This window comes from Paraglaciecola psychrophila 170 (assembly GCF_000347635.1).
GTDB lineage: Bacteria > Pseudomonadota > Gammaproteobacteria > Enterobacterales > Alteromonadaceae > Paraglaciecola > Paraglaciecola psychrophila.
Genome location: NC_020514.1, coordinates 786,071 through 800,081 on the forward strand (window position 1 = coordinate 786,071; position 14,011 = coordinate 800,081).

The 14,011-nt window shown below is 41.0% G+C and carries 14 protein-coding genes; 12 read left to right on the plus strand and 2 right to left on the minus strand.

All coding sequences use genetic code 11. From position 1 onward, the window contains the following. Positions 1-23: 23 nt before the first annotated feature. Together proC and C427_RS03485 are read right to left on the minus strand one after the other, a co-directional pair. A complete protein-coding gene (proC, locus tag C427_RS03480; RefSeq protein ID WP_007640660.1) occupies positions 24-845 on the minus strand; it encodes a pyrroline-5-carboxylate reductase in 822 nt (273 codons plus the stop codon). A gap of 13 nt (positions 846-858) precedes the next feature. Continuing rightward, positions 859-1,542: a YggS family pyridoxal phosphate-dependent enzyme gene (locus tag C427_RS03485; protein ID WP_007640662.1), complete on the minus strand. Its 684-nt coding sequence runs from the start codon at positions 1,540-1,542 to the stop codon at positions 859-861. Between the two features lie 29 nt (positions 1,543-1,571). On the opposite strand from C427_RS03485, the gene C427_RS03490 reads away from it, so the two are divergent. The 12 genes from C427_RS03490 to mazG all read left to right on the plus strand — a co-directional run bounded on the left by C427_RS03490 (position 1,572) and on the right by mazG (position 13,888). Next, positions 1,572-2,621: a type IV pilus twitching motility protein PilT gene (locus C427_RS03490; RefSeq protein ID WP_007640664.1), complete on the plus strand. Its 1,050-nt coding sequence runs from the start codon at positions 1,572-1,574 to the stop codon at positions 2,619-2,621. A gap of 3 nt (positions 2,622-2,624) precedes the next feature. Further along, a complete protein-coding gene (locus tag C427_RS03495) occupies positions 2,625-3,737 on the plus strand; it encodes a PilT/PilU family type 4a pilus ATPase (RefSeq protein ID WP_007640666.1) in 1,113 nt (370 codons plus the stop codon). Positions 3,738-3,745: 8 nt separating this feature from the next. Beyond that, positions 3,746-4,057 (plus strand): putative signal transducing protein, encoded by a 312-nt coding sequence (locus C427_RS03500; protein ID WP_007640668.1) that lies wholly within the window; start codon positions 3,746-3,748, stop codon positions 4,055-4,057. Positions 4,058-4,091: 34 nt separating this feature from the next. Continuing rightward, a complete protein-coding gene (gene xerD, locus C427_RS03505) occupies positions 4,092-5,006 on the plus strand; it encodes a site-specific tyrosine recombinase XerD (RefSeq protein ID WP_007640670.1) in 915 nt (304 codons plus the stop codon). A gap of 471 nt (positions 5,007-5,477) precedes the next feature. After that, positions 5,478-6,209: a bifunctional protein-disulfide isomerase/oxidoreductase DsbC gene (dsbC, locus tag C427_RS03510; protein WP_015430416.1), complete on the plus strand. Its 732-nt coding sequence runs from the start codon at positions 5,478-5,480 to the stop codon at positions 6,207-6,209. 85 nt (positions 6,210-6,294) lie between these two features. Further along, positions 6,295-8,013 carry a single-stranded-DNA-specific exonuclease RecJ gene (recJ, locus tag C427_RS03515; protein ID WP_034899858.1) on the plus strand — a complete coding sequence of 573 codons (1,719 nt, stop codon included), beginning with the start codon at positions 6,295-6,297 and terminating at the stop codon, positions 8,011-8,013. A gap of 459 nt (positions 8,014-8,472) precedes the next feature. Further along, positions 8,473-8,754 (plus strand): hypothetical protein, encoded by a 282-nt coding sequence (locus tag C427_RS03520; protein ID WP_007640676.1) that lies wholly within the window; start codon positions 8,473-8,475, stop codon positions 8,752-8,754. 30 nt (positions 8,755-8,784) lie between these two features. Then, positions 8,785-9,522 (plus strand): DNA repair protein RecO, encoded by a 738-nt coding sequence (recO, locus tag C427_RS03525; RefSeq protein ID WP_007640677.1) that lies wholly within the window; start codon positions 8,785-8,787, stop codon positions 9,520-9,522. Further along, positions 9,519-10,250 carry a pyridoxine 5'-phosphate synthase gene (gene pdxJ / locus C427_RS03530; protein ID WP_007640678.1) on the plus strand — a complete coding sequence of 244 codons (732 nt, stop codon included), beginning with the start codon at positions 9,519-9,521 and terminating at the stop codon, positions 10,248-10,250. Before recO ends, pdxJ begins: the two co-directional genes overlap by 4 nt. A gap of 5 nt (positions 10,251-10,255) precedes the next feature. Next, positions 10,256-10,636: a holo-ACP synthase gene (gene acpS / locus C427_RS03535; protein WP_007640679.1), complete on the plus strand. Its 381-nt coding sequence runs from the start codon at positions 10,256-10,258 to the stop codon at positions 10,634-10,636. A 285-nt stretch (positions 10,637-10,921) separates the two neighbouring features. Further along, a complete protein-coding gene (gene relA / locus C427_RS03540; protein WP_007640680.1) occupies positions 10,922-13,078 on the plus strand; it encodes a GTP diphosphokinase in 2,157 nt (718 codons plus the stop codon). Beyond that, positions 13,079-13,888 (plus strand): nucleoside triphosphate pyrophosphohydrolase, encoded by an 810-nt coding sequence (mazG, locus tag C427_RS03545; protein WP_007640682.1) that lies wholly within the window; start codon positions 13,079-13,081, stop codon positions 13,886-13,888. The last annotated feature ends 123 nt before the right edge of the window (positions 13,889-14,011 follow it).

Sequence of the window (14,011 nt, forward strand, 5' to 3'; positions counted from 1 at the left end):
ACAAGCATATTTAATAAAGCAGTCTAGAACTGCTTTGCCATTTCTTCCGCTCGTTTAACTGCTGCTTGCATGGCGTTGGCGACGACTTGTTGTAAGCCTTGTTCCTGAAACGACTCTATAGCCTTTGCAGTTGTTCCACCTTTGGAGGTAACTTGGGTCCGCAGCTCACTTAATTCAAGGTGAGGATGCTGACAGACCATTTCCGCTGCCCCTAGCATCGCTTGCTGAACCATTAACCGCGCCGTTGCATGGTCAAATCCCTGGCGTTCTGCTTCTGTTTGCATGGCTTCTAAAAATAAGTAGAAATAGGCTGGGCTGCTGCCTGCCGCCGCGATCACACCGTCTATCATCGATTCTTTCTCAACCCAAGCAATTTCGCCCACTTGACCCATTAAATCAGCGGCATATTGCTTATCAACTTCATCGATATTAGTGTCTGCAAATAGGCCGGTCATTCCTTTGCCTAACGCGCTTGGAGTATTCGGCATGGTGCGAACAACAGGCAAGGTTCCACCCAGCATTTGCTGAAGTCGAGGGGTAGTAATACCGGCCGCAATGGATACAAAAAGTTTGCCACTTAAATCCTGTTGCTGTGCAAGTTTCTCACATACTTGCTCCATAAGTTGTGGTTTTACTGCAAGCACGACGACATCTGATGCATCTACTGCTTCTTTATTATCTTGGGTGACATTAATGCCAAAATCAGCCTGTAAAGCGGATAGTTTTCCAATGGAAGGATTACTGGCTGTTATCAAGTGCGCTGGGTATGCATTGTTGACTAAACCACTGATAATGCTTCTCGTCATGTTGCCTGCGCCAATAAAGGCTATATTTCTGTGTTGCATGATTGTCCTTCTGTTAATTTCTTGAGCCAAAAATGGCGGTTCCTACTCTAACCATAGTACTACCATTGTTAATAGCATTTTGCGTATCACCTGACATGCCCATAGATAAGGTATCGACAGTTGTGTACTGTTTTTTTAGACTTTCGAATAATACTGACATGTGAGCAAAGCTAGCTGTTTGTTCAGTCACAGACTGATTGGCCTTCGGAATAGTCATTAATCCGCGCAATCTAAGGTTAGGTAGTTCTGTAATGGCTTTGGCAAAGTCATTTAATTCGTTTACGCCTATGCCGGCCTTATTTGCGTCATCGTCAATATTTACTTGAATACACAGGTTTAATATTTTGGGTGGTGCTATTTGATCATTTAGTCTTTGGGCTATTTTTAGCCGGTCGATGGCTTGCACCCAATCGAAGTGTTCGGCTACCAATCGAGTTTTATTCGATTGTAATGGCCCGATGAAATACCACTCAATATCATCGAGTGATTCTAAGGCTTTGATTTTTTCCACACCTTCTTGCACATAGTTTTCACCAAACAAACGTTGTCCTGCTTCATACGCTAGCACGATATCAGATACGGGTTTGGTTTTACTCACCGCTAGTAATTTTACCGTATTTGATGGACGATGTGCGTCTAAGGTAGATTGCTCGATGGTTATTTGTACGCTTTTGAGTCGTTCTGCTATTGTTTCCATATTGCAACATGATATACGGAGAATATTTATTGGATATTACCGAACTTTTAGCCTTTAGTGTTAAAAATAAAGCTTCTGATTTACACCTTTCTGCTGGATTACCGCCAATCATACGTGTTGACGGTGAAATGCGAAAATTAAATATACCTGCACTCAGCCATAAAGAAGTGCATGCCCTGATTTTCGAAATCATGAACGACAAACAGCGTAAGGAATATGAAGAGAATCTCGAAACCGATTTTTCCTTTGAAGTAAAAGATTTATCACGCTTTAGGGTGAATGCTTTTGTGCAAAACCGTGGTGCGGCAGCAGTATTAAGAACTATACCAAGTGAGATCTTAAGTTTAGATGACTTAGGTGCGCCGCAAATATTTAAAGAAATTATCAATCAGCCCACTGGCATTATACTGGTGACTGGCGCTACAGGTTCCGGTAAAAGTACCACTTTGGCAGCCATGGTTGATCACATTAACTCAACTAAACGTGAACATATTCTAACCATTGAAGATCCTATCGAATTTGTCCACGAAAATAAACTTTGTGTGCTCAATCAACGTGAAGTGCATCGAGACACCCACAGCTTCAATAATGCTCTTCGCTCTGCGTTACGTGAAGATCCTGACATAATATTGGTAGGTGAATTACGAGATTTAGAAACGATTCGCTTAGCTATCTCAGCCGCCGAAACCGGACATTTGGTATTTGGGACGTTACACACCAACTCGGCCCCTAAAACTATTGATAGATTAATCGACGTGTTTCCTGCGGCGGAAAAATCCATGATCCGTTCTATGCTGTCTGAATCGTTGCGAGCGGTTATTTCTCAAACCTTATTGAAAAAAGTGGGCGGGGGTAGGGTGGCAGCACACGAAATTATGCTAGGTATTCCGGCTATCCGAAACCTGATCCGCGAAGATAAAGTGCCACAAATGTATTCGGTTATCCAAACGGGTCAATCTCATGGCATGCAAACCATGGATCAATGTTTGCAGAGGTTAGTCGCCCAAGGCCTCATTACGGCTCAAGATGCCGCTGCAAAATCAATTGATAAAAAACCGACTTCTAGTTTTGGGAATTAATGTATGGAACTCACACCTTATTTAGAAGAGATGCAAGGTTTAGGTGCATCAGATTTATTTGTCACTGTTGGCTTCCCAGTTAGTGCTAAAGTAAACGGTCAAATGACACCTATCGGTGGCAGTAATTTAAGCCAAGAAGACGCTTTAGCCCTAGTACATGATGCGATGACCGAAAAACAAAAACTTGAATTTGAAGAAACCAAAGAATGTAACTTTGCTATTGCTAGAGATGAAATAGGGCGTTTTCGTTGCAGTGCTTTTTGGCAGAGAGATATGGCAGGTATGGTTGTAAGGCGTATTGTCACCCAAATACCTCAAGTTTCAGACCTAGGTTTACCCGAAATATTAAAAGATGTGATTATGTCGAAGCGTGGCTTGTTGTTATTTGTCGGTGCCACAGGTACAGGTAAATCAACTTCACTAGCGGCATTGATAGGGCATAGAAATCAACACTCAAAAGGGCATATTCTGACTATAGAAGACCCTATAGAATTTGTACATCAACATGCCAACTGTGTGGTCACTCAGCGAGAAGTGGGTATTGATACTAAGTCTTTCGACGATGCATTGAAAAGTTCATTACGCCAAGCGCCTGATGTGATTATGATTGGTGAAATTCGCTCGATGGAAACCATGGAATATGCCATGTCTTTTGCTGATACTGGGCATTTATGTGTGGCCACATTGCATGCCAATAACGCCAATCAAGCTATAGAGCGTATTATGCATTTGGCACCATCGGATCAACATGAAAAGCTACGCTTTGACTTGAGTTTGAATATGCGAGCCATTATTGCTCAGCAACTGGTTCCCACTCCAGATGGTAAAGGCCGAGTTGCAGCGATTGAAATATTGCTTAACTCTCCATTAGTCACAGATCTTATTCAGCGTAACGAAATTGGTGGTTTGAAAGAAGCGATGAAAAAAGGCAAGGAAATAGGTATGCAGAGTTTTGATATGGCCTTATATGACTTGTACAAAGCTGGCAAAGTTACTCTGGATCATGCTATCCACCATGCTGACTCGCCAAACGATTTGCGCCTTATGATCAAACTGGATTCGAATGAAGGCAATCAACTTGGATCGCTGTCTGATGTTTCTATCGATATGGATTAAAGGCAATTTTGGATAAAGTTTATTCTCATTACGACCGCTTTATGGTTTTTCAAATCAAACAATTACTTGATGAAAAAGGTATTCCTTGTTTTGTGAAAAATGAATTTGCGATAGGTGCCATGGGCGAATTATCGCCTATGGACGTGTTGCCAGAAGTTTGGATCAGCGATCCTCAATGGTTACTCAAGGCCCAGCAGTTTATTGCTGAATTTGAATATCAACCAACAGACTCATCTCCTTGGATATGCAGCAACTGTAAAGAGCAAAATGGCGCTAGCTTTGAACTGTGTTGGCAATGCGGTAAAGATAGTGTTGTATAAGTTAGCCTTTTATTACCCGAGCAATTAAACCTTTATGTCGCTAAATACTTCCGATTCGGCTCAGATAGAAAACTTTGTTGAAGCCATGTGGTTAGAAAAAGGATTAAGTGAAAATACCCTTAGTGCTTATCGTTCTGATTTAACTAAATTTTCACTTTTTCTTGCCAAGCAAAGTGAGACTGACAATCTAGTACAGTTAGTCGACTTTGAACAAGATGTATTAAATCAATATCTTGCTATACGTTATGACGGTGGTTTATCTGGTCGAAGTACGTCACGCTTTCTAAGCAGTTTACGTAGTTTGTGCCAGTTTATGTTACGTCAAAAAATTCGCAGTGACGACCCAGTTAGCCTGCTGCAAAATCCCAAGCTGCCGCAATCACTTCCTAAAACGTTGACCGAGTCACAGGTCATCGACTTACTCAATGCGCCTAAAATCGATGATCCGATTCAACTCCGTGATAAAGCCATGTTAGAGGTGTTGTACGCCACTGGCCTGCGAGTGACCGAGTTAGTCAGTTTACGATTAGACCAACTAAGTCTTCAACAAGGTGTTGTAAGAGTCACAGGTAAAGGCAGTAAAGATAGACTGGTGCCCCTAGGCGAAGAAGCGATTGAATGGGTTTCGACTTTTATAAAACACGGACGGGGTGCGTTACTTAAATCCGAAAGTGACATTATTTTCCCAAGCAAACGTGGGGTGGCCATGACTCGTCAAACCTTTTGGCACCGGATTAAACTTTACAGTCAAATAGCGAATATTCAAACCGACTTATCACCTCACACTTTGCGCCACGCGTTTGCTACACACTTACTTAACCATGGTGCAGACTTGCGTGTGGTTCAAATGTTGTTGGGGCATAGTGACTTATCCACCACGCAAATTTATACACATGTGGCGACGGAGCGATTGCAGAAGTTGGTGGCAGAGCATCATCCACGAGGCTAATCTTTGTTTTATGTGCAAGGCCTGGACGACAATTGAGTTGGGGAGTCTTATATCGATTTTTTGAATCGGAATGAACTTGGACATGGTTAAACAAACTAATATAAATTTTGCAGCAATATCAAAGTCATTGTTAATCTAAACCGCGTTTTTTAACTCAGAGTTTCCAGAGTAAATCTCTACCTAATTAAAGATTAAAAGACTACCTAACTGTTTTACGTCATTCATGTGTTTAAAGCTGATTAGTCTAGTCAACGCTGAAGCGTTTTTAGACGAGTATACGCTCAAAGTTGAGCTTGAAAAAAAGTATTCAGAAATCTGCTGGCTATAGGCAGAAAGCTTAAAAACAGTCGTTACATACATATTTGCCGAACCGTTTGGTTTGATAGACGTATTCCGTTAAACTGGTAATATACTTTGAAATTATTTGGCCTAATTAAGGTCTTATCAATACAGCAATCAGTTGGGCAGATTATGAAAAATTGGACGAAAATTGGCTTGGTACTTATTGGTTTGGTCAGTACTGTTAGTCTCAAAACTTTTGCAGCAGCAGATACACAAAACCTTGATCAGGTAAAAGCTAAACTGCAAGCGGCTCTTGGTATGCAAATAAGTTCTATTGGTGATGCGCCGGTTACCGGCCTATTGCAAGTGATGACAGAGAAAGGGTTGTTTTATACCAGCCAAGATGGCAAGTATTTGTTGCAAGCTCGCATTTATGATATCGAAGAAGGTATGCGTAATGTGACTGAAGAAGCTCTTGGAAGTGTGCGCTTAGGTGGTTTAGCAGAATTTAAAGACGCTGTTATCGAATACAAAGCAGATAAAGAAAAATATGTGGTCAATATATTTACAGATATTACCTGTGGTTATTGCCGTAAGTTGCATAATGAAATGGAGCAATATAACGATCTGGGTATTACTGTTCGCTATCTAGCCTTTCCTCGTGGTGGTATTAATAGTTCTACTTACACCGATATGGTTTCGATTTGGTGCTCGGATAATAAGCAAGAAGCTATGGATAACGCCAAAGCTGGTGGCACAGTAGCCAGTAAAGACTGCAAAACAAAAGTCGCTGAGCAATATGCTTTTGGCCAAAAAATTGGGGTAAACGGCACACCTAATATCATTATGCCTGATGGCTCTGTTATTCCGGGTTATCAACCACCTAAACAGCTTGAAGAAGCGTTAAAAGCCATTCTTTAATTTTTTAAATTACACTATTCTTAAGCTTGTATTTTTCTAATACAGGCTTTTTTGTTTTTCACTTCTCCAATGGGTAAATATTTAAGTGCAAATCAGCCGTAGACCCAAAATGAATAGCCAACATCTTCCTGAGTTGTTGCATCCACGATTAAAACAAATTTATGCTGATAGAGGTGTCGAGGACGCGGCGCAACTCAATCGTAGTGCTCAAGCACTATTACATTACGACCAATTACAAGGTGTTGAGAAAGCCGTTCATTTGTTGTCTCAAGCGATAGCAACCAATAAAAAGATAATAATTGTGGGTGACTTTGATGCCGATGGTGCCACAAGCACAGCATTGAGTATGATGTCTTTGCGCATGATGGGATCGACTAACCATGATTATTTAGTCCCTAACAGGTTCAATTTTGGTTATGGCTTAAGTCCAGAAATAGTAGAAGTTGCGGCGCAACAACAAGCAGAAGTCATCATGACAGTCGACAATGGCATTGCGTGTTTTGCTGGTGTTGAAAAAGCTAAATCTTTGGGTATAACTGTGATTGTAACAGACCACCATTTAGCCGCTGAATCATTACCGATTGCGGATGCAATAGTCAATCCCAACCAACCAGGTTGTGGGTTTTTGTCTAAAAATTTAGCCGGGGTAGGTGTAGCATTTTATTTGATGTTAGCCCTTCGAGCAGAGCTGAAATCCAATGGATGGCTTGAGCAGCAGGGTTTACCTGTGCCCAACTTAGCCTCATTACTAGATTTGGTGGCACTTGGCACCGTAGCTGATGTTGTGCCATTAGACGATAACAATAGAATATTGGTGCACCAAGGTTTACAGCGTATACGTAGCGACAAATGTCGGCCGGGTATACAGGCGATAATTGAAGTGGCAAGTAAAGAAAAAAGTCGTTTAGTAGCCTCTGATTTAGGTTTTGTTGTCGGACCACGTCTCAATGCTGCCGGGCGGTTAGATGATATGTCGTTGGGTATTGAATGTTTGATGACTGATGATCCCGCACGTGCAAGGCAAATAGCCGTACAGCTGGATAGTTTAAACCGTGAGAGGCGTGAAATAGAAGGGTCGATGCAGCAAGAAGCGGTAAAAGCTTTGGAGGGGTTGAACCTTGAAGCAAGTACTTTACCTTTCGGTTTAGTGTTGTACCAAGCTGATTATCATCAAGGTGTGATTGGTATTTTGGCCGGCCGTATTAAAGATAAATATTATCGTCCAACTATCGCTTTTGCGCATCAGGATGACGACACTCTTAAAGGTTCTGCTCGTTCTATTCCAGGGTTACATATTCGTGATTTACTCGAAGAGATAAACAGCCGATATCCAGATATTATTGGCAAGTTTGGAGGCCATGCTATGGCAGCCGGACTCAGTTTACCATTAAAAAATCTATCTGCTTTTGAGCAAGTTTTTCATCAGATAGCGGAAGAAAATCTTAAAGATAAACCACTAGCAGGTGAATTGATTTCTGATGGTGAGTTACAGACCGAAGACTTTACGTTAGCTTTTGCTCAATGTTTAAAGGACGCTGGGCCTTGGGGGCAGGGATTTCCAGAGCCACTGTTTGATGGTGAATTCCAATTAATGGAACAACGCTTAGTGGGCAGTAAACACCTAAAAATGATGGTTAAACATGAAAGTGGTGTGTTAATCGATGCTATTGCTTTTAATGTCGATTTGGATTTGTGGCCTAATGCACAATGCAGCCATGTGAATCTTGCTTATAAGTTAGATATCAACGAGTTTCGTGGCCGAACTAGCTTGCAATTAATGGTCGAGGGCGTGAGCGCTTTGTAGCATTATTAACGTCAATATACATTCTTAGACTGTTAACTAGCTTTTTAAATGGCCTGGGGCAGATAGAAAAAGCAAAAAGTTGTTCAACACCTAAGACAAAGAGGACAAAGAGGACAATGAGAATAAATAGAATTATGGATTCGGTACAACTTGAATATTCTTAACCATTGTTTGAGCTTTTACTGTGCTCAACACTTGGTGCTCCTTGGTTATCTATGTGGCTCGACATCTTTTGCTGTTATCTGTTTATATACTCAAGACCATCGTAACTAAATATCATTGGCAAATGAACGCATCCTCATTAACTTAATCCTTAAAGTGAGTACTGCGAATGAGTGCAGCCAATAAATGGCAAATTTAGGTTGTATAAATACGTATTTTGAGGCGAGTTTGGTATAATTATTTATGTACTTTGAGATAAGTGCTAGAATTGTTCTTTAACTAAATTTAATAGTGGTCATGGTAAAAAAAACGGATGTAGAAAAATTACTGGATAAACACGATAATCTTACTCATTCTGAAGAGTTGGTTGTGATTTCACATGTCCAGAGAAAAGACGATGATTGGTTTATGAATACATTGTTGGTTGAGGGCTCAGAAGTGCCTTTTAAATTCCGACGCAGAAAGGTATATAAAAATCTGACCGGGGCGAGAGTCAACTTAACTTATTATCCGATAAAAGAAGAAGTTGCTGGTATGGAGTTTGAAGCCATGAAAGTTGTTCGGATAAAAGTGAGCTAGTCTGAAACTTGTTTTATAAAGGTTTTGACGTTGCTACCTGAGCAGCTTACTGGCTTTGTGTTACATCGACGCTCATATCGAGAAACCAGCTATTTAACCGATTTATTTACTCTTGAACTAGGTAAAGTCAGCGCCGTTGCCAGGGGTGTCCGAGGCAATAAAGGCGACAAAAAAAGTTTATTGCAATCATTTCAACCGTTGCTGCTATCCGTTACGGGTAAACATGAATTGCGTAACCTCCATCAACTAGAGTCAGCCGGTTCCAGATTGCAACTTGTTGGTCATCAGTTATTTTCAGCCATGTATTTGAATGAGTTACTCAATCGGCTGTTGCCAAAAGAAGTGCCTCATCCAGAGTTGTTTTTATGCTATCAACAAAGCCTGCAGTGGTTAGCGAATGGCGGAGATATCGAACCTTGCTTACGTGAGTTTGAATTGTCGCTGTTAAATGATATGGGCTATGGTATTGATTTAACACAAGAATATGAAAGTGGAGAAACTGTTGAGCCTAATGTTGATTATTGTTTGGTCCTAGAGAGCGGTATCAGACGTATTGACGTTAATGCACTAGGAACTAATCGATTCAGCGGAGAAGCATTGTTACAAGTAAGTAATAATTTATGGACGCCGAACAGTCTACAATGTGCAAAGCGAATTACCAGAATGGCACTCTCGCCGCTACTAGGCCGAAAACCGCTAAAGAGCAGAGAGTTGTTTCAACAAACTTGGACGGCTGCAAGACCAGCCAATATTGGGAAATTTAAATGAAGGAAATATTACTCGGTGTGAATATTGACCATATTGCTACCTTGCGAAATGCCAGAGGCACTACGTATCCTGATCCTGTTCATGCAGCAGAAGTAGCTGAAAGAGCTGGGGCTGATGGTATTACGGTGCATTTGCGCGAAGATAGACGACACATTAATGATCGCGATGTACGTATTCTCAAACAAACCATTCAAACCCGCATGAATCTTGAGATGGCAGTTACCGAAGAAATGCTGCTGATTGCAGAACAAACAGGCCCAGAGTTTTGTTGTTTGGTGCCTGAGAAGCGTGAAGAATTGACCACTGAAGGCGGCTTAGACGTCGCGGGCAATCAATCCCGAATGAATATCGCCTGCGCGCGTTTAGCCGCTGCGGGTATATTGGTATCGTTATTTATTGATGCCGATAAAAAACAAATTGATGCAGCTGTCGAAGCGAATGCACCTTTTATTGAAATTCATACTGGTCAGTACTCAGCTGCTAAAAACGAAGCAGAGCAGCAAAAAGAATTAGATATCCTGATAGAAGGTATTCAGTACGCGCATTCACAAGGCCTAAAAGTGAATGCTGGCCATGGTTTGCACTATCATAATGTAAAACCTATCGCAGCTATTCCCGAGTTGTATGAACTTAACATCGGCCATGCCATTATTGCTCGTGCGGCATTTGATGGTTTGCATCAGGCTGTGACAGATATGCGCCGATTGATGCAAGAAGCAAGAGCTTAAACGTTATGGCGATTATGGGGCTGGGTACTGATGTAGTGGAAATAGCTCGAATTGCTAACCAATTAAATAAGTCACAGCGCTTGGCAGAGCGAGTACTCACTCCAACAGAAATGCATACATTTAAAGCTCACAAGTTCCCTGAACGTTTTTTAGCTAAACGTTTTGCCGCCAAGGAAGCCGCAGTAAAGGCACTTGGAACTGGAATTGGCAGTGGCGTCAGTTTTCAACATGTGGAAGTGGTGAATTTGTCTTCGGGCCAACCCACACTTTTGTTCTCAGGTAAATTTGCCGAGTTGTGTAAAGAGTACAATATAAGTCGCAGTTTTATTTCCATTTCCGATGAACAACATTATGCAATGGCTACTGTGGTTTTAGAGTCTAATTAATTTTATACCAGCATGAAGTTATGGGTTGTTTTAGCACTGACTTGGTGCATTTAAGGGCAAGTGTGATGCACCTAACATCAATTTATTTGTTTTATGCCTCTAAATACTGGCGGCATAGGCAATAAATGTTGGCTCGTAATATGAAAGCATTATGAAAATAATATTAAAAGTAGTTTTAAAGTAGTATTAAAAATAATATGAAAAATACGAAATTAGTTCATGTTATGCCTCTCAATTATTGCTTTACCTGCCTAGTAAGGTTTAAGTTAAGTAGGACAGATTTATATGGTTTCAATTCGAACAGTACATGAAGATCAGCGCCCACCTTTTGAAGAATGGCTGGCAGGTTTAAATCTACCTGAGGCAAGCAAAAAAAAACTTAGAGACCTATCCGATACCCCAGAAATATTATTGATTGGGCAGGAAATGGTGGAAATTCTGCACGAATTACATATGGATGACGAAACCTTACTAGCGGCGCTTATTTATCCTTATTGTGAAGTACATCAATTAGAAGATGAACAAATTACTAAACAGTTTGGTGAAGGTATTCAAAAACTGATCGTGGGAGTGAGACGCATGGACGCTATCAAATCATTGCATACCCGTGCTAACAGTAAAAAGAAAAATGATGAAGTCCAGATTGATAACGTGCGACGCATGTTGTTGGCCATGGTCGAAGATGTACGGGTAGTGGTTCTTAAGCTCGCTGAGCGTATTTGTGCCCTGCAAAAAGTCAAACATGAAGATGAAGAGACGCGGGTATTAGTTGCCCGCGAATGTGCCAATATTTATGCTCCATTGGCTAATCGTCTAGGTATAGGTCAGTTAAAGTGGGAACTAGAAGATCATTCATTCCGCTATCTGCATCCTGATACTTACAAAAAAATTGCTAAATTACTGGATGAACGCCGTACTGTTCGACAGCAATATATTGAAGATTTTGTTTCTGAGTTGCAAGATGTACTAGATTCACAAAATATCAAGGCTAAGGTTTATGGCAGGCCTAAACATATCTACAGCATCTGGAAAAAGATGCAAAATAAACATTTAAGTTTCGAACAACTTTATGACATCCGAGCGGTGCGTATTGTTGCTGACCGTCTCCAAGATTGTTATGCAGCATTGGGTGAAGTGCATGCCAATTGGAAACACATTCCAAACGAATTTGATGATTATATTGCCACACCAAAAGCTAATGGGTATCAATCAATTCATACGGTGATCTTGGGTGAGCAAGGCAAAACCCTTGAAGTTCAAATTCGTACCAATCAAATGCATGAAGATGCCGAACTCGGTGTAGCCGCGCATTGGCGCTACAAAGAAGGTGCAATCTCTAGCAGAACTGGTTATGAAGAACGGATTAATTGGTTGCGTAAAATATTGCTTTGGCAAGAAGAAGTCTCAGACAGTGGCGATTTGGTCGAAGAATTGCGTAGTCAGGTATTTGATGATCGTGTTTACGTGTTTACGCCCAAAGGTGATGTGGTTGATTTACCTCTGGGTTCAACGCCTCTAGATTTTGCGTACTATATTCACAGCAATGTAGGGCATAGGTGTATAGGTGCAAAGATTGTCGGCAGGATTGTGCCATTTACCTATGAACTACAAACTGGCGATCAGGTTGAAATTCTAACAGGTAAACGTTCAAATCCCAGTCGAGATTGGATGCACCCGGGCTTAGGTTATGTATATTCTTCCCGTGCCCGAGCCAAAATTCAAACTTACTTTAAGAAGCAAGACAAAGGTAAAAACCAACAGGCAGGCAAAGATCTACTCGATAGAGAGTTAGGTAAAGTCAACCTTGAGTCTAAAGTCGCTACCGAAGCGACCTCCCGTTTCAACATGCAGACTCTAGATGACTTATATGCTGCCATTGGTGGTGGAGATGTTCGCATTATGCAAGTGGTGCATTTCTTACAGCAAAAATATGCACCTGCGCCTGAATTAAAAATAAGATCTAAAAAACCACAATCCGCCAAGTTGAAAAAAGACAGCATAGTGGTCGAAGGTGTCGGTAATCTGCTTAGTCAAATCGCGGGTTGCTGCCAACCGTTACCGGGTGAACATATTACAGGATATATCACTCAAGGCCGCGGAGTGAGCGTTCACCGAGAAGATTGTGAGCAACTTAGTAATTTGTTAGATCAACATCCTGAAAGACAGATTGACGTGAATTGGGCCAGTAATTTACAAGCTGCATTTCAAACTAAAGTACATATTATGGGCGAAGACCGCGACGGGATTTTACGTGATGTGACAACGGTCATTGCTAATGAACAAGTGACTTTATTGGGTGTAAATAGCAATAGTGATACTAAGCTAAATACAGCCAAAATTGAGTTAAGCCTTGAAGTTAAAAATCTTACATATTTGTCTAAAGCGATCAGTAGACTACAACTTATTAGAGGTGTAACAGACGTGTTTAAGGTTGATAAATAAGTGTCCAACATTAATAAAAACAATCCACAATTAAACCGGCTGTTAGATATTATGCAGCAGCTCAGAGATCCCAATACCGGCTGCCCTTGGGATCAAAAACAAAACTTTGAAAGCATAGTGGCGTACACAATTGAAGAAACCTACGAAGTCGCTGACGCTATTTTTAGTGGCAACATGGTTGATATTAAAGACGAATTGGGTGATCTCTTATTTCAAATAGTGTTTTACGCTCAATTAGCCGAAGAACAAAAAAATTTTGATTTTGAGGATATTGCACAATCTATTAGCGACAAGTTAGTTAGGCGTCATCCCCACGTTTTTCAAGCAACCGAGCTAAAAACCGATGACGAACTTAATCTGCAGTGGGAAAAAATCAAACTGCAAGAACGAGAAGTTGCCGCAAGGCCAAATGATAAAAGCGTATTAGCGAATATTCCCATAGGCATGACGCCGCTATTGCGTGCACAAAAAATCCAGAGACAATGCTCTAAAGTTGGATTTGACTGGACTGAAATACCGCCGGTAGTGGATAAAATTCACGAAGAGATTGAAGAAGTGCTGGCAGAGGTGAATGCATCAGAGCCTAATCAGCAGGCTGTGGAAGAAGAGATAGGTGACTTGTTATTTGCGGTTGTTAACTTAGCTCGGCATACATCGGTCAACGCTGAGACAGCATTAATAAAAGCCAATCGTAAATTCGAAAAACGCTTTAGGCAAGTTGAGCAAGTTATTGAGAAGCAAGGCCTCAGCATGGAGTCCGCAGATATGCAGCAAATGGAAGCCGCTTGGCAGCTGATTAAAAGTCGATGAAAATTCACAACTAATATAATTATTGTCCTGATGCCTAAACTTTTTCGCCTCAACTTACTTATTTAGTCAAACAAACGATGTACATTTGAGTACAAAAGGTGCGTTTGAGAAAAACGTCTAATC

Excerpts from the sequence above, each read along its gene's own strand:
- proC (WP_007640660.1), bottom strand. The coding sequence starts at position 845 with ATGCAACACAGAAATATAGCCTTTATTGGCGCAGGCAACATGACGAGA.
- C427_RS03485 (WP_007640662.1), bottom strand. The coding sequence starts at position 1,542 with ATGGAAACAATAGCAGAACGACTCAAAAGCGTACAAATAACCATCGAG.
- C427_RS03495 (WP_007640666.1), top strand. The coding sequence starts at position 2,625 with ATGGAACTCACACCTTATTTAGAAGAGATGCAAGGTTTAGGTGCATCA.
- xerD (WP_007640670.1), top strand. The coding sequence starts at position 4,092 with ATGTCGCTAAATACTTCCGATTCGGCTCAGATAGAAAACTTTGTTGAA.
- dsbC (WP_015430416.1), top strand. The coding sequence starts at position 5,478 with ATGAAAAATTGGACGAAAATTGGCTTGGTACTTATTGGTTTGGTCAGT.
- C427_RS03520 (WP_007640676.1), top strand. The coding sequence starts at position 8,473 with ATGGTAAAAAAAACGGATGTAGAAAAATTACTGGATAAACACGATAAT.
- pdxJ (WP_007640678.1), top strand. The coding sequence starts at position 9,519 with ATGAAGGAAATATTACTCGGTGTGAATATTGACCATATTGCTACCTTG.
- acpS (WP_007640679.1), top strand. The coding sequence starts at position 10,256 with ATGGCGATTATGGGGCTGGGTACTGATGTAGTGGAAATAGCTCGAATT.
- relA (WP_007640680.1), top strand. The coding sequence starts at position 10,922 with ATGGTTTCAATTCGAACAGTACATGAAGATCAGCGCCCACCTTTTGAA.